The organism is Burkholderia sp. AW49-1 (assembly GCF_053427845.1).
On the sequence record NZ_JBSAXF010000016.1, the window covers coordinates 1 to 22,170 of the forward strand.

The 22,170-nt window shown below is 70.1% G+C and carries 26 protein-coding genes; 9 read left to right on the top strand and 17 right to left on the bottom strand.

The window, feature by feature from the left end:
• On the top strand, window positions 1-937 hold a 937-nt coding region (locus tag ACV22W_RS22365; protein ID WP_448021800.1), incomplete at its 5' end, for an MFS transporter.
• 109 nt (window positions 938-1,046) lie between these two features.
• On the opposite strand, the gene ACV22W_RS22370 is transcribed toward ACV22W_RS22365, so the two are convergent.
• Complete coding sequence (locus ACV22W_RS22370; protein ID WP_044844954.1) at window positions 1,047-1,244, bottom strand: hypothetical protein; 198 nt, start codon at window positions 1,242-1,244, stop codon at window positions 1,047-1,049.
• Window positions 1,245-1,584: 340 nt separating this feature from the next.
• The gene (locus ACV22W_RS22375; protein ID WP_448021802.1) at window positions 1,585-2,214 is read right to left on the bottom strand and encodes a glutathione S-transferase family protein; all 630 of its coding nucleotides are present in this window, start codon (window positions 2,212-2,214) and stop codon (window positions 1,585-1,587) included.
• 145 nt (window positions 2,215-2,359) lie between these two features.
• On the opposite strand from ACV22W_RS22375, the gene phaZ reads away from it, so the two are divergent.
• Window positions 2,360-3,583: a polyhydroxyalkanoate depolymerase gene (phaZ, locus tag ACV22W_RS22380; protein WP_448021803.1), complete on the top strand. Its 1,224-nt coding sequence runs from the start codon at window positions 2,360-2,362 to the stop codon at window positions 3,581-3,583.
• Here phaZ and ACV22W_RS22385 read toward each other — a convergent pair.
• The 11 genes from ACV22W_RS22385 to madL all read right to left on the bottom strand — a co-directional run bounded on the left by ACV22W_RS22385 (window position 3,570) and on the right by madL (window position 12,464).
• Window positions 3,570-4,238: a phosphoribosyltransferase gene (locus tag ACV22W_RS22385; RefSeq protein WP_448021805.1), complete on the bottom strand. Its 669-nt coding sequence runs from the start codon at window positions 4,236-4,238 to the stop codon at window positions 3,570-3,572. The two genes, phaZ and ACV22W_RS22385, sit on opposite strands and share 14 nt — an antisense overlap.
• A gap of 180 nt (window positions 4,239-4,418) precedes the next feature.
• Window positions 4,419-4,940, bottom strand: a complete 522-nt coding sequence (locus tag ACV22W_RS22390; RefSeq protein WP_059523496.1) for a phospholipase D-like domain-containing protein — start codon at window positions 4,938-4,940, stop codon at window positions 4,419-4,421.
• A 150-nt stretch (window positions 4,941-5,090) separates the two neighbouring features.
• Window positions 5,091-6,023, bottom strand: a complete 933-nt coding sequence (mdcH, locus tag ACV22W_RS22395) for a malonate decarboxylase subunit epsilon (protein WP_448021807.1) — start codon at window positions 6,021-6,023, stop codon at window positions 5,091-5,093.
• Window positions 6,020-6,886 carry a triphosphoribosyl-dephospho-CoA synthase MdcB gene (mdcB, locus tag ACV22W_RS22400; RefSeq protein ID WP_448021809.1) on the bottom strand — a complete coding sequence of 289 codons (867 nt, stop codon included), beginning with the start codon at window positions 6,884-6,886 and terminating at the stop codon, window positions 6,020-6,022. The genes mdcH and mdcB overlap by 4 nt, the downstream gene beginning before the upstream one ends.
• Complete coding sequence (gene mdcG / locus ACV22W_RS22405; RefSeq protein ID WP_448021811.1) at window positions 6,883-7,551, bottom strand: malonate decarboxylase holo-[acyl-carrier-protein] synthase; 669 nt, start codon at window positions 7,549-7,551, stop codon at window positions 6,883-6,885. Before mdcG ends, mdcB begins: the two co-directional genes overlap by 4 nt.
• Window positions 7,538-8,245 carry a biotin-independent malonate decarboxylase subunit gamma gene (gene mdcE, locus ACV22W_RS22410; protein WP_448021812.1) on the bottom strand — a complete coding sequence of 236 codons (708 nt, stop codon included), beginning with the start codon at window positions 8,243-8,245 and terminating at the stop codon, window positions 7,538-7,540. The genes mdcG and mdcE overlap by 14 nt, the downstream gene beginning before the upstream one ends.
• Window positions 8,232-9,167, bottom strand: a complete 936-nt coding sequence (locus ACV22W_RS22415) for a biotin-independent malonate decarboxylase subunit beta (protein WP_448021814.1) — start codon at window positions 9,165-9,167, stop codon at window positions 8,232-8,234. The genes mdcE and ACV22W_RS22415 overlap by 14 nt, the downstream gene beginning before the upstream one ends.
• On the bottom strand, window positions 9,164-9,478 hold the full coding sequence (gene mdcC, locus ACV22W_RS22420; RefSeq protein ID WP_059691158.1) for a malonate decarboxylase acyl carrier protein: 315 nt from the start codon (window positions 9,476-9,478) through the stop codon (window positions 9,164-9,166). Before mdcC ends, ACV22W_RS22415 begins: the two co-directional genes overlap by 4 nt.
• A 10-nt stretch (window positions 9,479-9,488) precedes the next feature.
• The gene (mdcA, locus tag ACV22W_RS22425) at window positions 9,489-11,135 is read right to left on the bottom strand and encodes a malonate decarboxylase subunit alpha (RefSeq protein ID WP_448021815.1); all 1,647 of its coding nucleotides are present in this window, start codon (window positions 11,133-11,135) and stop codon (window positions 9,489-9,491) included.
• Between the two features lie 154 nt (window positions 11,136-11,289).
• The gene (madM, locus tag ACV22W_RS22430; RefSeq protein ID WP_059523510.1) at window positions 11,290-12,057 is read right to left on the bottom strand and encodes a malonate transporter subunit MadM; all 768 of its coding nucleotides are present in this window, start codon (window positions 12,055-12,057) and stop codon (window positions 11,290-11,292) included.
• An 11-nt stretch (window positions 12,058-12,068) separates the two neighbouring features.
• A complete protein-coding gene (madL, locus tag ACV22W_RS22435) occupies window positions 12,069-12,464 on the bottom strand; it encodes a malonate transporter subunit MadL (protein WP_448021817.1) in 396 nt (131 codons plus the stop codon).
• A 333-nt stretch (window positions 12,465-12,797) separates the two neighbouring features.
• Here madL and ACV22W_RS22440 point away from each other — a divergent pair, with 333 nt between their 5' ends.
• Both ACV22W_RS22440 and ACV22W_RS22445 read left to right on the top strand, forming a co-directional pair.
• Complete coding sequence (locus tag ACV22W_RS22440) at window positions 12,798-13,646, top strand: LysR substrate-binding domain-containing protein (RefSeq protein WP_039322076.1); 849 nt, start codon at window positions 12,798-12,800, stop codon at window positions 13,644-13,646.
• 176 nt (window positions 13,647-13,822) lie between these two features.
• Window positions 13,823-14,101, top strand: coding sequence for a DUF4148 domain-containing protein (locus tag ACV22W_RS22445; protein ID WP_059523512.1), 279 nt, complete (start codon window positions 13,823-13,825; stop codon window positions 14,099-14,101).
• Between the two features lie 39 nt (window positions 14,102-14,140).
• On the opposite strand, the gene ACV22W_RS22450 is transcribed toward ACV22W_RS22445, so the two are convergent.
• Window positions 14,141-15,058 carry a 3-hydroxyacyl-CoA dehydrogenase NAD-binding domain-containing protein gene (locus tag ACV22W_RS22450; RefSeq protein ID WP_448021818.1) on the bottom strand — a complete coding sequence of 306 codons (918 nt, stop codon included), beginning with the start codon at window positions 15,056-15,058 and terminating at the stop codon, window positions 14,141-14,143.
• A gap of 245 nt (window positions 15,059-15,303) precedes the next feature.
• On the opposite strand from ACV22W_RS22450, the gene ACV22W_RS22455 reads away from it, so the two are divergent.
• Window positions 15,304-15,744, top strand: a complete 441-nt coding sequence (locus ACV22W_RS22455) for an Hsp20/alpha crystallin family protein (RefSeq protein ID WP_448021820.1) — start codon at window positions 15,304-15,306, stop codon at window positions 15,742-15,744.
• A gap of 16 nt (window positions 15,745-15,760) precedes the next feature.
• On the top strand, window positions 15,761-16,171 hold the full coding sequence (locus ACV22W_RS22460) for an Hsp20/alpha crystallin family protein (RefSeq protein ID WP_448021822.1): 411 nt from the start codon (window positions 15,761-15,763) through the stop codon (window positions 16,169-16,171).
• A 107-nt stretch (window positions 16,172-16,278) separates the two neighbouring features.
• On the opposite strand, the gene ACV22W_RS22465 is transcribed toward ACV22W_RS22460, so the two are convergent.
• Complete coding sequence (locus ACV22W_RS22465; protein ID WP_448021823.1) at window positions 16,279-16,581, bottom strand: TFIIB-type zinc ribbon-containing protein; 303 nt, start codon at window positions 16,579-16,581, stop codon at window positions 16,279-16,281.
• A gap of 60 nt (window positions 16,582-16,641) precedes the next feature.
• Window positions 16,642-17,397 (bottom strand): TerC family protein, encoded by a 756-nt coding sequence (locus ACV22W_RS22470; protein ID WP_448021825.1) that lies wholly within the window; start codon window positions 17,395-17,397, stop codon window positions 16,642-16,644.
• 109 nt (window positions 17,398-17,506) lie between these two features.
• Between ACV22W_RS22470 and ACV22W_RS22475 the strand changes: the two genes are divergently transcribed.
• Both ACV22W_RS22475 and ACV22W_RS22480 read left to right on the top strand, forming a co-directional pair.
• Complete coding sequence (locus ACV22W_RS22475) at window positions 17,507-18,400, top strand: LysR family transcriptional regulator (RefSeq protein WP_448021827.1); 894 nt, start codon at window positions 17,507-17,509, stop codon at window positions 18,398-18,400.
• Window positions 18,401-18,529: 129 nt separating this feature from the next.
• On the top strand, window positions 18,530-19,594 hold the full coding sequence (locus ACV22W_RS22480) for a DUF2242 domain-containing protein (RefSeq protein WP_448021828.1): 1,065 nt from the start codon (window positions 18,530-18,532) through the stop codon (window positions 19,592-19,594).
• Between the two features lie 256 nt (window positions 19,595-19,850).
• Here the strand turns inward: ACV22W_RS22480 and ACV22W_RS22485 are convergent, their stop codons facing one another.
• Window positions 19,851-20,771: a pyridoxal-phosphate dependent enzyme gene (locus tag ACV22W_RS22485; protein WP_448021829.1), complete on the bottom strand. Its 921-nt coding sequence runs from the start codon at window positions 20,769-20,771 to the stop codon at window positions 19,851-19,853.
• A gap of 172 nt (window positions 20,772-20,943) precedes the next feature.
• On the opposite strand from ACV22W_RS22485, the gene ACV22W_RS22490 reads away from it, so the two are divergent.
• Window positions 20,944-21,855 (top strand): LysR family transcriptional regulator, encoded by a 912-nt coding sequence (locus ACV22W_RS22490; protein ID WP_448021830.1) that lies wholly within the window; start codon window positions 20,944-20,946, stop codon window positions 21,853-21,855.
• Window positions 21,856-22,170 lie beyond the last annotated feature (315 nt).

A 22,170-nucleotide genomic window follows, 5' to 3' on the forward strand; every position in this document is an offset into this window, starting at 1 on the left:
ATTCGGCACGCTGATCGGCTATGTGATGGGCGCCGGCGTCGTCGCGCTGCTCACCGCGTCGCTGTCACAGGAAGCGCTGCTGTCGTGGGGCTGGCGCGTGCCGTTCCTGATCGCGGGCCCGCTCGGCCTGATCGGCCTGTACATCCGGATGAAGCTCGAGGAAACGCCGGCGTTCAAGCGCCAGGCCGAAGAACGCGAAGCGCAGGACAAGGCCGTGCCGAAGGCGCGCTTCCGCGAAACGCTGATGCGCAACTGGCGCGCGCTGCTGCTCTGCGTCGGCCTCGTGCTGATCTTCAACGTGACCGACTACATGGTGCTGTCGTACCTGCCGAGCTTCATGTCGTCGACGCTGCACTTCGACGAATCGCACAGCCTCGTGCTGGTGCTGATCGTGATGGTGCTGATGATGCCGCTGACGCTCGCCGCCGGCCGCCTGTCGGACAAGGTCGGCCGCAAGCCCGTGATGCTGGCCGGCTGCGTCGGCCTGCTGGTGCTGTCGATCCCGTCGATGATGCTGATCCACGCCGGCACCACCGCGTCGGTGTTCGGCGGCCTGCTGATTCTCGGCGTGCTGCTGTCGTGCTTCACCGGCGTGATGCCGTCGGCACTGCCGGCGCTGTTCCCGACCGAGATCCGCTACGGCGCGCTCGCGATCGGCTTCAACGTGTCGGTATCGTTGTTCGGCGGCACGACGCCGCTCGTCACCGCGTGGCTCGTCGACGTGACCCACAACCTGATGATGCCCGCCTACTACATGATGGGCGCCGCCGTGATCGGCATCGTGTCGGTCGTCGCGCTTGCCGAAACCGCGCGCCAACCGCTCAAGGGCTCCCCGCCGGCCGTCGCGACGCACCGCGAGGCGCATCAGCTGGTGCGCCAGATGCGCGAGGACGACGACGCGGAGATTTACGGCGTCGTGTCGACTGCACGCGCCTGAGCATCGCCCAAGAAAAAGCCCCGGCGAAAGCCGGGGCTCGATCGAACCCGATCCGCCCGACCGGCTTGCGCCGGCCGGGCTTTTTTTCATCTGCTGGATGGACGCGCGATCATGCGTGCGCTTCGCAGTGGCGGCAGAAGATCAGCGCCCGCGAACGCGACACCGCAGCCTGCGCACCGCGCGCCGCGACGATCAGCCCGACCTGGCCGAGATTGAAATCGCGCTCGACCATCAGCTGCGTCAACGCGGCAAGCGGCAACACGACGGACGGGTGGTACAGACTCGATTCGATCAGCGCTCTCATCATCGGCTCCATCAGGCAATGCATATTCGATGGAGTGGATTCTAGGGATCGGCCGCAACCGGATAAACAGCGCGAATGCGAAGTCACTTGTCAGCGATGGAGAACAATCGGCCGGGCCTTTGGCGGGCGGGCCGAGCGGCTGGCGGCGGACGACCCGGGAACGCAGGACAGAGCGTGCGCGACGGGGGCTTGCGGACGCCGCACCAGGCGAAAACGAGTGACCACGCGGCCGATGGCGGCCGAGTCGATCCGTGCCGAATGTCGGCGAGAGTCCCGGCGGGATCGCACGCCGGCAGCATCGCCCGCCGCCCTCGCTCCCGTGCCGACGCGACAGCCGCCGGCTTCAGTCGAGCGGCGTCTCGACGAACGCCGGCAGCGCTTCCGCCCGCGCCGAATGCGCGGCGAGCGCCGGATAACGGGCCGGATCGATCCGCGCGAGCGCCGGGTACTCGGCGCTCGTGAATTGCGTGAAGCGCCACGCGACGGCGACGGTCACGTCGGACTGCAGCAGGCGCGCGCCACCGAACCAGCCATTCGCGGCCGCGGCGAGCGGCTCGAGCTTGTCATACGCGGCCTCGATCTGGCCCAGCACCCGCTCGAGCCACGGGGCGTGCTGCTTCTCGGCCGGCCGCAACGCGTGCTCGTACACCACCTGCACGGTCTTCTCCGCAGCCGCCAGCGCGAATCCGACCGGCACGAGCGTGCGCAGCCGCGCGTCGGCGGCGTCGGGCAGCAGACGCCGCTCGGGCGCGACGCGGTGGTCGAGATAGTCGACGATCAGCGACGAATCGATCAGCGTCGCACCGTCGTCGGTCACGAGCGTCGGCGCCTTCACGACCGGGTTGAACGTCTGGAACTGGTCGAACTGACGGAACACCGAGATCGACTCGTGTTCGAACGGCAGGTCGAGCAGCTTCGCCGAAATGGCGGCACGGCGCACGAACGGGGAATCCAGCATGCCGATCAGCTTCATCGCGAACGCTCCGCTTGAGGGAATGGGATCGACGACTGTAGCAGCGCCATATGTCGACGCCTAGGGCCCGGTCACGTTTCCGACACCCGCTGCGCGGCCAGAGTGACCATAATGCAGATTCAGCCCCCTCCGCCCAAGGTTCGCCATGTGGTACGCCGTCGTCGAGCAGCAGCGGGAATGGATGCGCGCCTGGCGCGCGGCGACGTGCCACGCGTTCGACGTGTGGCCCGCCGCGACGCTGGCGCACGCCGCGTCATCGTGCTACGACGACCTGTTCGAGCCGCTCCTCGGGCCTGCCGCCGGGCCGCCGCGCTTCGAGATCCGGCGCGCGGCGGTCGACGAGCGGATCGTCGCGCGCACGCCGTTCTGCCAGCTGAGACGCTTCGCGCGCGACGACGCTCGGCGCACGGTGCTGCTGTGCGCACCGCTCGCCGGACATGCGGCCGTGATGATGCGGGAGACCGTCGAGGCGCTGCTCGCGGACGGCGACGTCTGCGTGACCGACTGGGTCAATGCGCGCGACGTCCCGATCTCGGCGGGCCGCTTCGGGCTCGACGAATACGTGGCGACGCTCGACGGCTTCGTCGACGTGCTCGCCAGCGACGCGCGGCCGCTGCACGTCGTCGCCGTGTGCCAGGCCACCGTTCCCGCGCTCGGCGCACTGGCGCTGCGCGCCGCGCGCGGCCTCGCACCGCCCGCAAGCGTCACGCTGATCGGCGGGCCGCTCGACGCGCGCGTCAACCCGACCACGCTCGGCACCACCGCCGCGTCCCGGTCGCTCGCGTGGTGCCGCCGCCACCTGATCGACATCGTGCCGCCGCGCTTCCCCGGCCGTGGCCGGCACGTGTTCCCGACCTATCTTCAGCAAGGCGAGATCGCGCTGCTGTATCCGCAACGCTTTCTGACGCTGATCGAGGACTACGCGCGCGCGGCGTCGCATTTCGACCTGACGGCGCTGGCGGACGCGCGGCGTGCGCTGCGCGAATATACGGCGCTGCTCGACATGCCGGCTGAATACTTCCTGGATACCGTCGATATCGTGTTCCAGCGAATGTGCCTCGCGAACGGCACGTGGGACGTCGGCGGGCAGCGCGTCGAGCCGGCCGCGCTGCGCGGCGTCGCACTGCTGACGGTCGAAGGCGATTGCGACGCCGTCACGGGCACCGGCCAGACGCATGCGGCACTCGCCATGTGCCGTGGCCTCAAGGCCGGCGAGCGCCAGCGCCTCGATGTCGACGAGTGCGATCACTACGGGTTGTTCACGGGCGCGCGCTGGCACAGCGAAGTCCATCCGGCGCTGCAGCGCGTATTCGCGCAGGCCGAAGCCGGTCGCCCGGGATCCCGCCGGCGCCGGATCAGGCGGACGTGATGTCGTCGTCCGGGGCGCGGGCCGCGTCGAGGAGCGCGCGCACCTCGTCGTCCCCGGTCTGGTCGAAACGCGCGTAGAACTGGCTGATCCCGAAGAACGACAGCGGCTGCACCACCGTCACGAACGCATCGGCCAGATCGTCGAACGCATGCCGGGCACCGTCCGGCGCGACGGGTACGGCGACCACGACGCGCGCGGGATGGCGCTCGCGCAGCGCCTGCAGCGCAACGTGCATCGATGCGCCGGTCGCGACGCCGTCGTCGACGACGATCGCGATGCGGCCATCGACCGGCAACGGCGGCCGGGCGCCGCGATACAGCGCTTCGCGGCGCTGCAGTTCGGCAGTCTCGCGCGCGATCACGTCGGCCAGTTGCGCATCGGTCACGCCCATCGCGCGGATCGCCGAATGCTGCAGGTGGATCGCTCCGCCGGTCGCGATCGCGCCGATCGCGAATTCCGGATCGGACGGCATGCCGAGCTTGCGCACCACCAGCACGTCGAGCGGCGCGCGCAGCGCCTGCGCGACCGGGAATGCGACCGGCACGCCGCCACGCGGCAGCGCGAGCACGACGACGTCGCGACGCCCCGCGTAGTCATGCAGCGCGTGCGCAAGCCGGCGACCCGCGTCGGCGCGATCGGCAAAACATTCGGCCACGATCGGCTCCCTGCCCGTTGTACCGGATGCGCGACACCCGCACCGGCATCCCGTTCAACGAGCATGGTTCATCGGACGCGCCGATGCAAGCGGGGTCAAACCGGCGCGCGCCATGCGGAATGCGGGTCGCGGCGGGAAAAGGATGCGTGGCGTTCGCCCGGGCGGTCCGCCGTCAGGCCCTCAAAGCCCGCCGGCCTGCCGGTACAGCCGCCAGAACGACTGTGCGTAGGACTGCGCGAGTTCCGGTGCGCGCTGGAACACGTTCACCGTTTCCGCGTGCGCGGGCGCGCCGTCGGACAGCGTCGTCAGCGCGACGCTGTCGTCGACGATCACGAAGCGCGGCGCGGGATCGCCGTGCCGCGAATCGATCGCGACGTCGATGCCGGCCGATTTCAGATAACCCGCGCCGCTGTATTTGCCCGCACGCGACGAACGCACCAGCACGACCCGCACTTCGATCCCGCGCGAACGCGCGTCACGCAGCGCCGCCGCGACCGCGGGCGGCACGTACGCGTAGCCGGCCAGCAGCACGCGGCGCTGCGCCTGCCCGATCAGGTCGACGGTCGCGTCGGCCGCCGCATTGTCATACGAAAAGTACGTGCCGACCGATGCGGCATCGGACGGAATCGGGCTGGCGTGGGCGGTCGCCGCGCAGCAAAGCACGGCGAGGAGGAAGGCGGCTGGTCTCATGGCGGGCGCCATTGTAGCGACGCCAATTCGCGTGGCAAGCGCCTGCTGCGACGGTGCTGCGCCGGCGCAACACCCGGTGCGCAACGACCGCCTGGCGGGCCGATTCCGGAATCGGTCTTGCCGGGATTTCCGACCGTTTCCGGGCCGCTCGCGCGCCGCCGGTCAGCCGGCCGCGACGCGTGCGAGCCAGCTCGCGATCCCGTCCGCGGAACGAAAATCCGCGACGCTGCGTGCCGGCAGCGCCGGATACGCGCCGCCCGCCATCTCGGCCAAGGCTCGGCCCGGGCCGAGTTCGAGAAACGCGGTCGCGCCAGCCTCGACGCACGCGGCCAGGCAGGCCGCCCACTCGACCGGCTCCGCGATCTGCCGTGCGAGCTTGTCGAGCCCCGCGTCGACATCGAGCACCGACGCGCCGTCGATCCCCGAAAACAGCCGCGTACCGGGCAACGGCCGGCGCACGTTCACGGCAGCCAGCGACGCGCGAAACGTGGGCACCGCCGTCGCGAGCCGGCGCGTGTGCGACGCGATCCGCACGCACACGGGCGCGACGCGCAGCGCACCGTCGCGTGCCGCGTCGTCGGCCACCGCGGCGACGTCGGCCTGCCGTCCGGCCACCACGAAGGCGTCGTCCGGATTGGCGATCGCGATCGCCGCATCGCGGCCGTCGCATAGTTGCGCGAGCTGCGCACGCGGCAGCCCGCGCACGAACGCCATCCGTTCGTCGCCGCCGCTCGCGGCGTCCATTGCGCGCGCGCGCGCGTCGGCCAGATCCAGCGCGTCGTGCGGATCGATCATCCCCGCGACGCTCCACGACGCGACTTCGCCGACGCTATACCCGGCGACGCAGCGCCGGCGCGGCCACACCGCTTCGAGCAGCGCGGCCGCCGCGAGCGCCTGCACCGTGCAAAGGATCTGCGCGGCGCGGTTCTCGCGCAGCGCATCCGGTTCGGCATGCCGCACCCAGTTGCGCGGATCGTCGCCAAGGAGCCGGCCGGCATGCTCGAAGAGCGCATTCGCCTGTGATGCGACACCGGTCAACTCGAACATGTCCGCCCGCTGCGCGCCTTGCCCCGAACACAGGATCGCCAGCGTCATCGTCCCTCCCCGGCCGCTTCGAGTGCGTCGACGAACACGCTCATCGCCAGCAGGTCGGCCGCGCCGCCCGGGCTCAGCCGGCGAGCGACGAACGCACGGTGTGCGGCGGCCGCGCCCAATCGCCAGTCGCGAGCGCGTATGCCGCCGCGGGCGACGAATGCGCGTGCCGTGGCCCGCGCGAAATCGAGGCCGGCCTGCCCACCCCGGTGCAGCAGATTCGTATCGTCGAGCGCGGCGATCAGCGCGAAGCATGCGTCGACGCGCGCGGCCTCCGGATCGTCCGGCACGCGGCGCTGCGCGCGGCGCAGTGCCGGCAATCCGACACCGTAGACGGTCGCGAATCCGTCCGCCGCCTCGCGGCGCGCGCCGCCGACGCCGTAGCGGCGGCTCGCGCGCTCGCCGTGGCTGTCGGGCAGCCGCGGACCGCCGAGAATCTCGGTGCCCCACCGCCGCGCGACGAACGCGCCGAGCGTCATCGTGCGTGCCGCCGTGCCGGGCACCGTGCGGCGGCCGGCGGCCGCGCACAGCAGCCCGAGCCCGAAAATCGCGCCGCGATGCGTGTTGACGCCGCCGGTCGCGGCGAGCATCGCGTGTTCCGCGCGCAGCCCGATCTTGCGCAGCACGGCCATGTCCGCGTCGCGCGCGCCGGCGTCGGCGAGCTCCGCGAAGTACGGCCGCAGCACGGCCGCGCTGCGCGCGAACGTCGCGGCGTCCATGTCCGCATGGCTACCGCTGTCGACGTGACTGACGAGGCCCGGTTTCGGATATGTCTCGATTTCGAGCACGAGGCTGCGTTCGGCGAGTTCGGCGATGCGCTCGGCTTCGGACGGCGCCGCCGCGCGGCAGGCGGCCCATGCACTCATCGCGTGCCTCCCGTGAATGCGTCGGCAGGCATCAATTCGACCGCCACCGCTGTCTTGACCGCGACTTCAGGCAGCCGCGCGTGCAATTCGCGCCAGTTCACGCCCGCGCCGTCGTCGCGCAACAGTTCGCCGTCGATGCGCATCGGTGCGCGCGCGTCGAGTGCCGCCAGGCCGTCGAGCAGCGCGGCGAGCGACGCGGCGTCCGACAGCGGGAACACGATGTCGAGATCGGAGGACGCGCTCAGATAGCACTCGCCCGTCAGCGCCTGCCACGCGAGACTGCCGAACACGCGACCCTGCACGCCGCAGCGCGCGCCGAGCGCCTCCAGCTCGCGCAGCGTCGCGTGCCAGGCGTCGGGCGCGGCGACCAGCACGTCGGCCAGCGTGGGCAGCGGGTCGACCGACTCGACCGCGTCGGCGGCGACGTTCAGGGCGATGCGCCGCTTGCCCGCGGAAGGCGGCAACGGCAAACCGAGCGGCACGCGCCGCGCATCGGCCTCGTCGGGCGAAGCGCGGCGCACGATCAACGGCCAGCCGCGCGCGGCCCACGCCTGCACGAGCGGATCGGCCGCCAGCGCGGGATCGCGCGCGCATGTCGCGCCCCACCCGGCCGCCGTCAGCGTGACGAGTGTGTGGCGGCGCAGCGGCGTGTCAGCGTGCGGCACGCGCGAGAGCCTCGACGCGCCGCGCGACGTCGGCCGCGACCGGCCGGCCGCGCGCAGCACGACCATCGGCGCGATCGGCCGGCTTGCCGAGCCATTCGCCGACCTGCGCGTCGAGCGCGCGGGCCGGATCGAGCACGGCGTCGACGGCGCCCATCTTCACGAGATTGTCGAGTCCCGGCGCGAACACCGGCGTCGACCGAGCCATCTCCTTCAGCACGTCGATCGGCAGCTTCGTCACGCGCGACATCGACGGCAGGTCCATCACCTCGGGCTCGGCACCCGGCACCGCGAGCAGCGTGCGCGTCGCGAGCGCGGTCGCGATGAACGCGCCCGCGGCCGTATGGCCGTACAGCAGCCCGATCGTCCGGTGCCCGGCGAGCTCCGCATGCATCAGGCATTTCGCGAGATGCGACAGCCCTTCGTTCAGGCCGAGCAGTTCGTCGCGCTTGCTCATCCGCTGGCTGTCGCTGTCGACGAGCACGAGAAGCGGCGTGCCGCCGCCGCGCTCGATCGTGTCGAGCACGTGCGACGCGAGCCTGAGGGCTTCGTCGATGCCGAACGGCAGGCGGTCGGCGACACCGATCACGTCGACGCGCGTGCCGGTCAGTTCAGCGTGGCCCGTCAGCAGGCCGCCGTTGCGCCCGATCGAATGCCCCTTGGGAAACAGCGCGTTCAGAACTTCATCGAGCGTCATGCTGCGGCTCCTGTAACGGGTCGGCGAGCTTCGCGAATTCGTCGTCGGACATGCCGGGAATCGCTTCCGGCTCGCTCGCGCCGAGCGCGCGCCACACGTCGAGCGCATCCTTGCACGTGCCGAACCGCGCGACGCGCGCTTCGAGCCGCGCCTGCTCCGCGCGCAGCATCGCCGCGTCGAATGCCGGCGCACGGCCGATCAGGTCGAGCGCGGCCGCGCGAAACGCATCGGGCGTATCGGCCACGTAGCGTTCCGCGCCGCCGATCAGCCGACGGTGCTTGCCGCCCATCGTGCGCCAGATCAGCGCGCGGTCCTTCGCGTCGAACTCCTCGACGCCGCGGTTGGTCTCGATCACCTCGGGCCCCGACACGCTGATGCGCCCCTGCTCGGACACCGCGAGCGCCGAGCAGCACGCGGCGAGCAGCCCGCCGCCGCCGTAGCAGCCCGCGCGCCCGCCGATCAGCCCGATCACCGGCACGCCGGCCGCGCGCGCCTCGACGAGCGCACGCATGATCTCGGCGATCGCGAGTTCGCCCGCATTCGCTTCCTGCAGCCGCACGCCGCCGGTGTCGAACAGGATCAGCACCGGCGTGCCGCGTTCGCGCGCCGCACGCAGCAGCCCCGTGAGCTTCGCGCCGTGCACCTCGCCGAACGCGCCGCCCATGAAGCGGCCTTCCTGCGCGGCGACGAACACCGGCTTGCCGTCGAGCCGGCCGTGGCCGACCACCATCCCGTCGTCGAACTGCTGCGGCAGGTCGAACAGCGGCAGGTGCGGGCTCGTCACGCGCTCGCCCGGCCCGAGAAACTCCGTGAAGCTGCCCGCGTCGAGCAGCCCGTCGACGCGCTGGCGCGCCGACGCCTCGTACCAGCTCGCGGCGTTCGCGACGAACGCCGGTGCGTCGTGGATCGCGTCGGTCATCATGCCTCCCCCTCGATCGCGCGCACGGCCTGCGCGAGCCGCAGCGACACCATGTCCGGCCGCGCGCCGCCGTCGTTGATCGACAGCTTCAGGCCGCCCGGCGCGCGCCGTTCGACGAAGTCCGACACGACCGCCTGCCACACCGCGCCGAAACCGACCGCCGCGGTGCGGATGTCGATCTCGCATTCGTTGCCCGGCAGCACGCGCTCGACGAGCACCTCGAGATTGCCGGACGCGACCACGCCGACGAGCGCCGTGGCCAGTTCGCCCCGCGCACGACCGCGCGCGGTGAAGCGATAGTTCAACTGTTCCATGCCCTCTTCCTCACCAGTTGCGGAACCGGGCCGGCGGCGCATACAGGCCGCCCGACCAGTGCACGAGATCCTTGATCGAGCGCGCGGCGAGCCAGCGGCGATCGGCGTCGAGCGGATCGATGCCGAGATCCTCCGGGCGGCGGATCACGCCGCGCTCGCGCAGCCGCTCGACCATCCTGCGGTCGCGGCCGCGGCCGACTTCCGTATAGCCGGCCACGCCGCGGATCGCGTGCTCGCGTTCGTCCTTGTCGCGGCACATCAGCAGGTTGGCGATCCCTTCCTCGGTGACGATGTGCGTGACGTCGTCGCCGTAGACCATGATCGGCGCGAGGTCGAGATGCAGCTTGTCGGCGAGCTTCAGCGCATCGAGCTTCTCGACGAACGTCGGCACGTTCTTGTCGCCGAAGGTCTCGCCGATCTGCACGACCAGCTTGCGGCCGCGCCTGAGCGCCGCCGGCGTGTCCGGGTCTGCTTCCGCGCCGGCCTTCAGCCACGGCTCGCTCGGGTGACGCCGGCCGCGCGCGTCGCTGCCCATGTTCGGCGCGCCGCCGAAACCGGCGATGCGCTCGGCGGTGACCGTCGACGAATGGCCGGACAGGTCGATCTGCAGCGTCGAGCCGATGAACATGTCGCACGCATAAAGGCCGGCGGTCTGGCAGAACGCGCGGTTCGAGCGAAGCGACCCGTCGGGGCCCGTGAACCACACGTCGGAGCGCGCGCGGATGTAGTCGTCCATCCCGACTTCGGAACCGAAGCAGTGGATCTGCTCGACCCAGCCCGATTCGATCGCGGGAATCAGCGTCGGGTGCGGATTAAGCGCCCAGTGCGTGCAGACCTTGCCCTTCAGCCCGAGCTTCGCGCCGTAGGTCGGCAGCAGCAGCTCGATCGCGGCCGTGTTGAAGCCGATCCCGTGATTCAGGCGCTTGATCCCGTACGGCTCGTAGATGCCCTTGATCGCGAGCATCGCGGTCAGGATCTGGGTCTCGGTGATCGCGGCCGGGTCGCGCGTGAACAACGGCTCGACGTAGAACGGCCGGCCGGCTTCGACGACGAAATGCACGCGGTCGCCCGGGATGTCGACGCGCGGCACCTTGTCGACGATGCGGTCGACCTGCGCGATCACGATGCCGTCCTTGAACGCGGTGGCTTCGACGACGGTCGGCGTGTCTTCCGTGTTCGGGCCGGTATACAGATTGCCGTCGGCATCCGCGCTGACCGCCGCGATCAGCGCGACCTGCGGCGTGAGATCGATGAAGTAGCGCGCGAACAGCTCGAGATACGTGTGCACCGCGCCGAGCGCGATCTTGCCGCCGAACAGCAGCTTCGCGATCCGCTGCGACTGCGGGCCGGAATACGCGAAGTCGAGGCGCTTCGCGATCCCGCGCTCGAACACGTCGAGATGCTCCGGCAGCACGACACCCGACTGCACCATGTGCAGGTCATGGATCTTCGCGCTGTCGACGTCGGCGAGCGCCGTCGCGAGCAGGTCGGCCTGCTTCTGGTTGTCGCCTTCGAGGCACACGCGATCGCCGGGCCGCAGCACCGCTTCGAGCAACGCGACGGTGTCGCGCGCATCGACCCGCTTGCCGCGCGCGAATGCCGCGCCGGCCGCGAGACGTGCATCGCGCGCCTGCCGCGCGTGATTCCATCCCGTCATGAACAGTTCTCCCGCGTCGATGGTTCAGCGGCATTCTAAGCCTGGCGCCGCCGCCGATTGATGATGTTGACGAATCCGACTAAGAGGACACCGCGATGGATGCGGGCCGCCGCGGCACCACGCGCGCCGGCCGCATGCGACGCGCCATGCGCGGTCACGCGCCGACCAGCGCGCGCGTCGTGAAGAACAGCACCGACGGCCCGAGCAGGCAGCCGACGCCGGTATGGAACGTCGCGACCAGCGCGCCATACGGCACGAGCCGGCGATCGGTCGCGGCGAGGCCCGCGCTCACGCCGCTCACGGTGCCGGCGAGGCCGCCGAAGATCATCGCGGAGCGCGGCGTCTTCAGGCCCATGAAGCCGGCCGCGACCGGCGTGCCGATCATCACGATGATCGCCTTCACGAGGCCCGTCGCGATGCTGAGCGCGATCACGTCGGAGCTCGCGCCGATCGCGGCGCCGGTGACGGGCCCGACGATGTAGGTGACGGCGCCCGCGCCGATGGTCGTCATGCTGACCGCATCGGTGTAGCCGAACGCGCGCGCGATGCACGCGCCGACGATGAACGGCAGCACCGTGCCGAGCAACAACGACACGACGCCGACGAGGCCGGCCTTGCGCGCCTCGGTCGGCTGCACTTCGAACGCGGTCGCGACGATCGCGAAATCGCGCAGCATCGCCCCGCCCATCAGGCCGATGCCCGCGAACAGCGGCACGTCGGCGATTCCCTTCTCGCCCCCGGTGAACGCACCGCCGACATACGCGAGCGCGAGGCCGATCACGATCGCGATCGCGGAACCGTGCACGCGGCCGAAGGTGAGCTTGCGCGACGCGATCGACGACAGCCACATGATCAGGCCGACCAGCGCGAACGACGCGACGAGCCCGTTGTGGGCGACGGTTTTTTCGAGCATCTGCAGCATGGCGGCCTCCGTCATTGTTGTTCGAATTGCGGCACGCACGCGAAGGCCGTGTCGTCGCGCCCCGTGCGCACGAGTACCGCGATGCAGCACGCGCAGATCGCGACCGCGCCGATGGCGGCGAGCAGCGCGACCGGCCCGCCCTTCAGCGCGGCTACCACGTTCTGGTTCGCGGCCATCGCGACGACGACGGGGATGTACATCGCGCCCCAGAATCCGACGCCCGCCTCGGTCTCCTTCGGCAGCCAGCCGCGCCGGTGCAGCCACAGGCGCAGGCAGATCAGCAGCAGCATCGCGATACCGACACCGCCGACGTTGGTCTTCACGCCGATCGCGGCGCCCAGCAGGTCGCCGAGGAACAGTCCGGCCAAATGGCAGAACGCCAGCAGCGCGGTTCCGTAGATGATCATGAGTCGTCTCCAGTCTCTTCGTGACGGGCGCCTGACGCGTGCGGGAGCCAGGCCCGCACGCCGATCCCGGGCGCGGACGGTCTGTCTCCCGCGGCGGTGCGCCGCGGCCCGGCGGCTCGTCGTGCGAGCGCGTTCTCGGGCGGTCGATGGGATGATGCGGTTTCGGGCCGGACGCCGGATGGCTTAGACTGACCGATGCAGCCGACGGCACGACACGGGCAACGCGTCCGGTGCATCCCGTTTGCATGGGCCGCACCGGGGCGTGATCCGATACTAGCGCCGCAAAATCCGGCCATTTATGAAGTTGTCGAAACCGATTCAGTGGATTTAGCAATGCGCCCATTACCGCCCGAGCTGCTGCGCAGCTTCGTCGCCGTTGCCCAGTCCGGCAGTTTCACCGCCGCGTCCGAGCGCGTGAGCCTGTCGCAGTCGACCGTCAGCCAGCACATCCGCCGCCTCGAGGAACTGCTCGACCGGCCCCTGTTCGAGCGCGACACGCGCAACGTGCACCTGTCGCAGCACGGCGATGCGCTGTTCCGCTACGCGGTGCGCATCCTCGAACTGATGGACGAGGCCGTCACGTCGGTGTGCGGCCCGCCGCTGTCGGGCAAGGTGCGGCTCGCGATGTCGGAGGATTTCGCGTCCGCGCACCTGACGGCCGCGCTCGCGAGCTTCGTGCAGCGCAATCCGGAAGTCGAGCTCGCGATCTCGACGGGGTTGTCGGGCGACCTGTTCGACGCGCTCGACGAAGGCCGCCACGATCTGGTGTTCGCGAAGCGCGTCGCGGGCAGCCGGCGCGGCCGTGTGATCCGCAGCGAACCGCTGTACTGGTGCACCGGCCCCGATTCGCGGATCACCGGCCACGAGGCCGTGCTGCCGCTCGCGATGCATCCGGAGCCGAGCGTATCGCGCCGCCGCGTGCTCGAGTCGCTCGAGGCGGTCGGCCGCCCGTACCGGATCGCCGTCGTGAGCAGCAGCATCGCGGTGCTGCGCGCGGCCGCGAGCGCGGGGCTCGGCGTCAGCGCATTCGCCGGTTACGTGATTCCGGCCGGGCTCGCGCGGCTCGACGCGGGGCTCCCCGAACTCGGCGAACTCGAATACGTGATCGACCGGCCGGCGGCCGCATCGCGTTCGACGCTCGCGCTCGAAGCGACGCTGATCGCGGCGGCGGCCGAGCTGTAGCGATCGCCTTCGCCGTTACGCCGACGCAGCCGCGCTGCGGCGTGAGCGCGCAACTGACAGTCTTGCCCGGAACGCGTCAGCGTCCGCGCAGCACCCGCTCGCGACAATGGGACCCATCGGAACGCACGGCAATGTGCCGCGCATCCGCTATCCCGTCCCCTTGATCGGAGCACACCATGAACGTCTTGCGATTCGCCGTCGCGACCGCCGCAGCCGCGCTGCTGTCCCCCGCCTTTGCGCAAACCGATGCCGCTGCCCCCGCGCAGGGCCTGACGCGCGCGGAAGTCGTCGCGCAGCTGAAGCAGGCGTACCTCGACGGCGAACTGCCGACCAACGACGGCAACTATCCGCCGAATGCCGCGACGCGCGCGCGCAATCGCGAACTGGTGCAGGCCGCGCAGCCCGCGTGGCTCGCGCAGACGCCGCGGGCACCGCAAACGGCCGTACAGCAATAGCCGTTCACGGCACGACCGGAACGCCGCGCGGCGCCGCGCTCAGGGCAGGAAGCTGCGGCGCCGCGCGTCGATCAGCTCGACGAGCAGCCGGTCGCGCTCGGCCGCCAGTTCCTGCATCGAGCGTTCGCCCTGGATCGCGCGCAGTTCGTCGTTCAACTTGCGATCGACGGCCGGATCGAACGACGGCGTGCCGAGGTCGTCCCACCACGTCGTGATCGGCCCGGACAGATGTTCGAGGAAGTGCGCGATCCCGCCCGCACCGCCGCCGAGGTGATAGGTCAGGCACTGCCCCATCAGCCCCCAGCGCAAGCCCGGCCCCCATGCGACCGCCTTGTCCGCATCGGCAACGCTCACCACGCCCTCGCCGACGAGGTGATACACCTCGCGAAACAGCGCGGCCGCGAGCCGGTTCGCGACGTGGCCGGTCATTTCCTTGTTGAGCACGATCGTCTGCTTGCCGAGCGCGTCGTAGAAATCCTTCACGCGCGCGATCACGTTCCGGTCGGTCGCGTCGCCGCCGACCAGCTCGACGAGCGGAATCAGGTGCGGCGGGTTGAACGGATGCGCGATCAGGCAGCGTTCCGGGTGCCTGTCGCACGCGGTCTGGATCTCGGACACCTTCAGGCCCGACGAACTCGACGCGATCGGCACGCGCGCGGGCAGCACGTCGTCCATCTGCCGGTACAGCGCGCGCTTCAGGTCGAGCCGCTCGGGGCCGTTTTCCTGCACGAAATCGACGCCGTCGAGCGCGCGCACGAGATCCGCATCGAACGACAGCCGCGCGGAAAGTTCGTCGGCCCGGTCACCGAGGAATGCGGCGAGCGAGTCGCGCAGCCGGGCGTCGGCCTGCGGTGCGGGATCGGTCGCGACGACGTCGAAGCCCTTCGACAGATAGAAAGCCGCCCAGCTCGCGCCGATCACGCCGGCCCCGACGATCGCGATGCGTTGAATGTCCATGTCCGTCCCGTCTCCGTGGTCTGTGGAAAGCGCGACGATTGTCGCATCGATTCACGCCACGACGCGTCGATGCCGGTTGCACTTCCCCTCTTGAAAACCGCCGCGGCGGCCTCTAATTACCGGTTGCCAGGCGGTGCCCGTCACACGCACTGCCCCCGTTTCGACTCGGCGGAAAGCCGCGCATCGCACTCGCCATCGGCGTCGCGTCGGCGCGTCTTTCGCGTTTCATGTTCCGGAGGACCTTCATGAGCGGTATCCATTACGGCCACGACCTGTTCGATGAATTCGCCCGCGTTCAGCGGCAGATGGCGAGCCTGTTCGGCGAGCTTCCGACCGGCATCCGCGCGGTGCGGCCGAGCGCGTTTCCCGCGCTGAACGTCGGCGCGACCGACGACGCGATCGAGATCGTCGCGTTCGCCCCCGGCATGGCCGCGGCCGATTTCGACGTCTCGATCGACAAGGACCTGCTGACGATCAGCGGCGAGCGCAAGCCCGTGCCGCACGACGCCGGCGACGACGTGCGCACCTATGCGCAGGAGCGCTTTCACGGCGCGTTCCGCCGGGTGGTCGAACTGCCGCAGAACGCGGACGCGGACAACGTCAGCGCCCGCTACGAAAACGGCTGCCTGCTGATTCGCGTCGGCCGGCGCGAGGCATCGAAGCCACGTGCGATCAACGTTCAGTAACCTTCAGGAGAACGACATGAATATGAGCCAGACCCTGACCGAACGCCAGGCCGGCGCCGTCCACGCGCCCGCCGCCGAGGCCGCACGCCGGCCCGCGATCGCGCCGGCCGTCGACATCGTCGAAGACCAACGGCGCGTTACGCTGCGCGCCGACCTGCCGGGCGTGCCGCGCGAGAATCTCGACGTGAAGGTGCACGACAACACGCTGACGATCGAAGCCGACACGCGCATCGACACGCCGGCCGACCTGCGCGTGCGGCATGCCGAAGTCCGCGTGCCGCGCTTCGCGCGCACGTTCGTGCTGAGCCCCGATCTCGACACGTCGCGAATCGATGCGAGCCTGCGCGACGGCGTGCTCACGTTGACGATTCCGCGTCGCCAGGAAACACGCCCGCGCCGCATCGACGTGACGGCCGGCAACGCGTAAGCGCCGGCGCGTGCCGATCGCGCGACGCGCATGACAAAGCCCCGCCGGGCATGACACCCGGCGGGGCTTTTTCCATCGTGCGGCGCGGTGCCCGCCCGCCGTCACGCTCAATCGAAATCGAACAGATCGAACACCGATTTCTTGCGACGCCGGCCGTCGTGGCGATAGCGGTCGTCGTGCGAGCGGCCGTCGCGACCCCAGCCGTCGTCACGCCCGCGCGGCGCCTGCGCATCGTGCCGCACGGACGGTTCGTCGCGGCGCGGCGGCGCATCGCCGGTTTCGCGCGCGATCAGCTTGTCGAGCTCGCCGCGATCGAGCCACACGCCGCGGCACGTCGGACAGTAGTCGATCTCGATCGACTGGCGCTCGGCCATCAGCAGGTCGGGCGTCTTGCAGACCGGACATTTCATCGTGCTTCTCCCTTCGTTGAGCATTCCGAACCAAGGGCGGGCCCTCGCCCGCCCGCCTTCTCACTGACCTTCGACCCGCGCCGCGCGCTTCGCCTTCGCGCGCCGCGCCAGCATGTTCATGCCTTCGACGAACGCCGAGAACGCCATCGCCGCGTAGATATAGCCCTTCGGCACGTGCGAACCGAAGCCTTCCGCGATCAGTGTCATGCCGATCACGACGAGGAACGACAGCGCGAGCATCACGATCGTCGGGTTGCGGTCGATGAAGCGTGCGAGCGGCTGCGCGGCGAACAGCATCACGCTCACCGCGACGATCACCGCGACGAACATGATCGGGACGTGCTCGGTCATGCCGATCGCGGTCACGATGCTGTCGATCGAGAACACGATGTCGAGCATCACGATCTGGCCGATCGCGGCCCATACCGTCAGGCCGGCCGCGCCGCCGGACGCACCCGCGCCGTCGCCGTCGTGCGACACGTGGTGATGGATCTCGGTGGTCGCCTTCCAGACGAGGAACAGGCCGCCCGACAGCAGGATCATGTCGCGCCACGAGAACGCGTGATCGAACAGCGTGAATACGGGCTCGGTGAGACTCGCGATCCACGCGACGCTGCCGAGCAACGCGAGGCGCATCACGAGCGCGAGCGCGATGCCCAGGCGCTGCGTGCGGGCGCGCTGCGCTTCGGGCAGCTTGTTGCTGAGGATCGAGATGAAGATCAGGTTGTCGATGCCGAGCACGACTTCCATCACGACGAGCGTCAGGAGCGCGGCCCAGACGGCGGGGTCGGCGGCAAGCGTCAGCAAGTAGTCCATGAAAAGGGCCGATTCGAATGTGGAAAGCCCGATGATAGGCTACCCCACGACTTCGAAAAAATCAGAGAGAATCTGATCTTTGGTTCGGTTTTTCCGAAATATCGATCCGATGCTGAATTTTCGCCATCTGTACTATTTCTGGGTCGTCGTGAAGGAAGGCGGTTTCGCGCGCGCCGCGCAGCGGCTCGACATGGCCGTGCAGACGATCAGCGCGCAGGTCCGCGAACTGGAAAAGGCGCTCGGCCATCAACTGCTGCGCCCGGTCGGGCGCGGCGTCGCGATGACCGATGCGGGCCAGGCCGCATATGCGCGCGCCGAGGTCATCTTCGAGATGGGCCGGCTGATTCCCGACGAGGTGCGCGCGGCGGCCAGCCAGCCGACCGTGCGGCTCGCGGTCGGCCTGGCCGACGGGATCTCGAAGCTCGCCGCGCATGCGATCCTCGCGCCGGTGCTCGACACGCCCACGCTGCGGCTGCTGTGCCACGAGGGCGAGCACGACGCGCTGCTCGCGGAACTGGCGCTGCATCACCTCGACCTCGTGCTGGCCGGCCAGGGCGCACCGTCGGGGTCGAATCTGCGCGTGACGAGCGAGCGGCTCGTCGCGTCGCCGGTCGACTGGTACGGGCCCGCGGCGCTCGTCACGACGGCCGCGCGGCAGCGCTTTCCGCAGTGCCTCGCCGAGTTGCCGGTGCTGCTGCCGACCGCCCACTCGGCGCTGCGCGCACGCCTCGACCTGTGGCTGGAACGGGAACGGATCGTGCCGCGCGTGGCCGGGGAATTCGAGGACAGCGCGCTGATGGCCGTGTTCGCGGCGCGGGGCCTCGGCGTGTTTCCGCTCAGCGAACTCGGCGCGAACGACGCATCGCTGCTGCGCGGGCTGCGCCGGCTCGGCCGGGCGGGCGACGTGACCGAGGAAATCCACGCGATCCGCTCGCGGCGCGGCGAACACCACCCGCTGGCATCGCGACTGCTCGCCGCCGCGCGGCCTGCGCCCGCCGCCTGAAGCGAGCGCGACATCAAACGAAACTATAATGACGCCCCGGCCATACGAGATTGCTACGCGCATCGCACCGGCCCCGCCGCTGCGCCCGCAGCCCCGCGCGGCATCTCGCCGAGCCTTTTGAAAGACGCCATGCACAACCGATTTCGCCTGTTTTCCGTTTCGTGCGCGCTCGCGGCCGCGACCGTGCTGGCGGCGTGCTCGTCGCCGCCCAAGCCGATTTACCAGCAGGAGCAGTTCGACGCGACGAGCAGCCCGTATGCGCACACGTTCCGCTCGAAATCCGACGCGGCCTGCGAGGCCGCGCGGCGCGCGCTGCTGAGCCAGGGCTACGTGGTGTCGTCGTCGCGCAACGATGCGGTCGACGGCAGCAAGAATTTCCAGCCGAGCAACGACATGCACGTCGTGATCGAGTTTCACGTCGTGTGCGCGGACGCGAATGCGGACGGCTCGTCGAGCATCGCGTACGTGAATGCGGTGCAGGACCGCTACACACTGAAGAAGTCGAATACGTCGGCGAGCGTCGGGCTCAGCGTGTTCGGCTCGCTGTCGCTGCCGATCGGATCGAGCGACGACGCGCTCGTGAAGACCGCGAGCGAGACGATTCCCGCCGGCGTGTTCTACGAGCGCTTCTTCAATCTCGTCGAGCATTTCCTGAAGATCGATCCGGCCCGCCGCGACCGCGCGACCGTGAAGGCGGCCGAGAAGGAACCCGTCACGCCGCTGCCCGAACCCGCGCCGACGCCGCAGGGCGAGCCGATGAAGATGACGACGCCGGTCGTGCCGACACCGCCCGCCGCACCGGTGCCGCTGTCGGGGCCGGGCGTCGCGCCGGCTTCGGGCACGTCTGCCGTGCCTGCTTCGGCTGCTGCGGCATCGGCCGTGGTCGCGCCGGGGGCGATGCGTGGTGACGTGCCGGCATCGGCTTCGGCATCTGCTTCGGCTGCGGTCCCGGCTTCTTCCTCGGCATCGGTCCCGACACCCGCGGCGGCGGCTGTGCCTGCTTCGACGTCGGCTTCGGCACCCGCCTCCGTGCGGACGCCCGCGTCTGCTTCGGCATCGCCCGCATCGGCAGCCTCCGCGCCTGCCCCCGCGAACGCTGCTCCGGCATCGACGAACAAGTCGCCCGCGCCCGCTGCCGCCGATCCCGTCGCGTCGTCCGCACCGACCGGTGCCAGCGCGCCGTCCGCGAACTGAATGCGCATCCCGCTCACCGCGCCGTGCGCCCATCGCGCGCGGCGCGCCACATGCTCCCCTTCCCGCCGCCCTCCGGCGAGATCACCGCACACCCGAGAAACCGGCCGCGCGTGCTCGCCGTGACGTAATCGGCAATCGGGCGCAGCCCGGCGCGAGGACCACGCGAATCCCGATTCCTCGAACGCCCGCGATCACTTCGCCGTTACGCCTTCGCCGAATTGCCGCCCGGCCGCGCCGCGGCAGGCGCGCTGGCGCGTTACCGCAACGTCGCGTTCAGCGTCTGCAACTGCTCGACCGTCGCCGTCACGCCGCCGCACACGATCACCGCGATATCCGACGCCGCAGCAAGCACCGGCACCGACTGTTCGAGCGCGGCCAGCGCGGCGCCGCACGCCGGCTCGACGACGATCCGGTGCTCGTCCACGAAACGCAGCGACGCAGCCACCGCCTGCGCATCCGACACGATGACCGGATGGATCGCGTGCCGCTTCGCCCATTCGACCGCCGCGTCGCACGGCCGCTTCGCGCCGAGCGACGTTGCGATGCTCGTGATCGCCGGTAATTCGACCGGACGACCTTGCGCGACCGAACGCGCGTAGCTGTCCGCGCCTTCCGTCCCGACCGCGACGACCGGCACATCGTGCCAGCCGTTGCGTGCGAGCCCCTCGAGGACGCCGCACAGCAGCCCGCCGCCGCCGACCGCGAGCACGACCGCGTCGGGTTTCGGGCCGGCCGCCGCCATCTCGTCGATCATCGTCGCGTGCCCCTGCCACAGCACGGGGTCGTCGAACGGATGCACGAACGCGTCCGGCGCGCCGACGACCGACAGCGCGTACGCGTTCGCCTCGGCCCAGCTCGCGCCGTGCACGACCACTTCCGCGCCTTCCGCGCGGATCAGCGCCCGCGCGCGGGCCGACGCGGTTTCCGGCACGGCGACGAGCACCGGCACGCCGAGCTCGCGACCGCAATACGCGACCGCGATGCCCGCATTGCCGCCCGACGACGACACGAACCGGCGCGCGCCGGCCGCATGCCGCGCTTCGCACACCGCGCCAATGCCGCGCAATTTGAATGAACCGGACGGCTGCAGCGCGTCGAGCTTCAATCGGATGTTCTTGCCGAGACGGCGCGACGCGATTTGCGAGCGCACATAAGGAGTCTGGATATGAAGCGGCATGGTGTGGCACACGGTCGGGACAAAGGAGACGCACGCGGCCCGTGAACGGGCCCGGCAACGTCGATCATCGTACGGCACGCCCGTCATGCTTTTCCAATACCATCGGATGGTGCTTGCCATGCTCGGCAGGCATACCCCCCGAATCAAGGCCGACAATCGGAGTCGATACCGCATGCGCCAGATCGAACTGCGTCACCTGCGTTACTTCGTGGCCGTCGCGCAAGCCGGCAGCGTGATGGCCGGCGCCCGCGCGGTCGGCATCGTCCAGCCCGCGCTGTCGCGGCAGATCCGCGAGCTCGAGGATGCGATCGGCACGCCGCTGCTGATCCGCCGCGCGACGGGCGTCGCGCTGACCGCGGCCGGCGCGAGTTTCCTGCAGGATGCGACGGGCCTGCTCGCGACGTTGCAGGACAGCCGCGAGCGCGCGTTGCGCAGCGCATCCGGCCAGCTCGGCGAGCTGCGCCTCGGCGCGCTGCCGAACTGCCTGCCGCTGCCGGTCGTCGCGAACGTGCTGAAGGCGTTTCGCGACGCGTGTCCGGACGTGAAGTTGTCGATCGCGCCGATGCTGTCCGCCGAACAGGCGGCAGCGCTGATGCGCGGCCAGCTCGACGGCGGCGTCATGGCGTGGCGGCGAGACGAAGCGCCGCATCTGTCGGGCGTGCGGCTGCTGAGCGACCGCTTCGTGCTCGCGATGCCCGCGCCGCCCGGCGGTCGCTTCCGTGCGCCGCGCACGCTCGACGACGTCGCGCACGAGCCGTTCGTCTGGTTCGACGCGCAGCGCTCCGCCGCGCATCACCGCTTCCTGATGGCGCAGTGCGAACGGGCCGGCTTCACGCCGCGCATCGCGCAGGTGGGCAGCGACATCCCGACGCTGATCGGTCTCGTGGCGGCCGGCATGGGCTGCGCATTCGTGCCGGAAAGCGCGTCGCCGACGTGCCCGCGCACGGTCCGGCTCGTCGCGCTCGACGAACTCGCGAGCCGTTTCGATATCGAGTTCGTATTCGACGGGGCGGCAGTGCCGGCGTCTCCCGTCGTCGCGCGATTCCTCGAAGCGGTGCGCGACGCGGCCGGCCAAGCGGAATGATCGATCGACGGCACGCGCGATCCGCGCGCCGACGGTGGATTCAGTCGGCTTCGTCGTCATCGCGCACTAAACATTGGCTCGGACAAACGAAAAATCTTTCAGATCGATAACGGACGACGCGGTCACGTCGGAATTTTTAAATTGGCACCAAAAGAGGCCGTTTAACGTCATTTCGAAATGTTATGCCCCGAAATATACTGCGCCCGCATCCAACCCTCGTGCCAAAGAGAGGATGCTTTTCGCCCCGGTCACGGCCCCCCTGTGACCGGGGCTTTTTTCGTCGGCGACCCGTGCCGGCGAATCGCCGAAACCCGC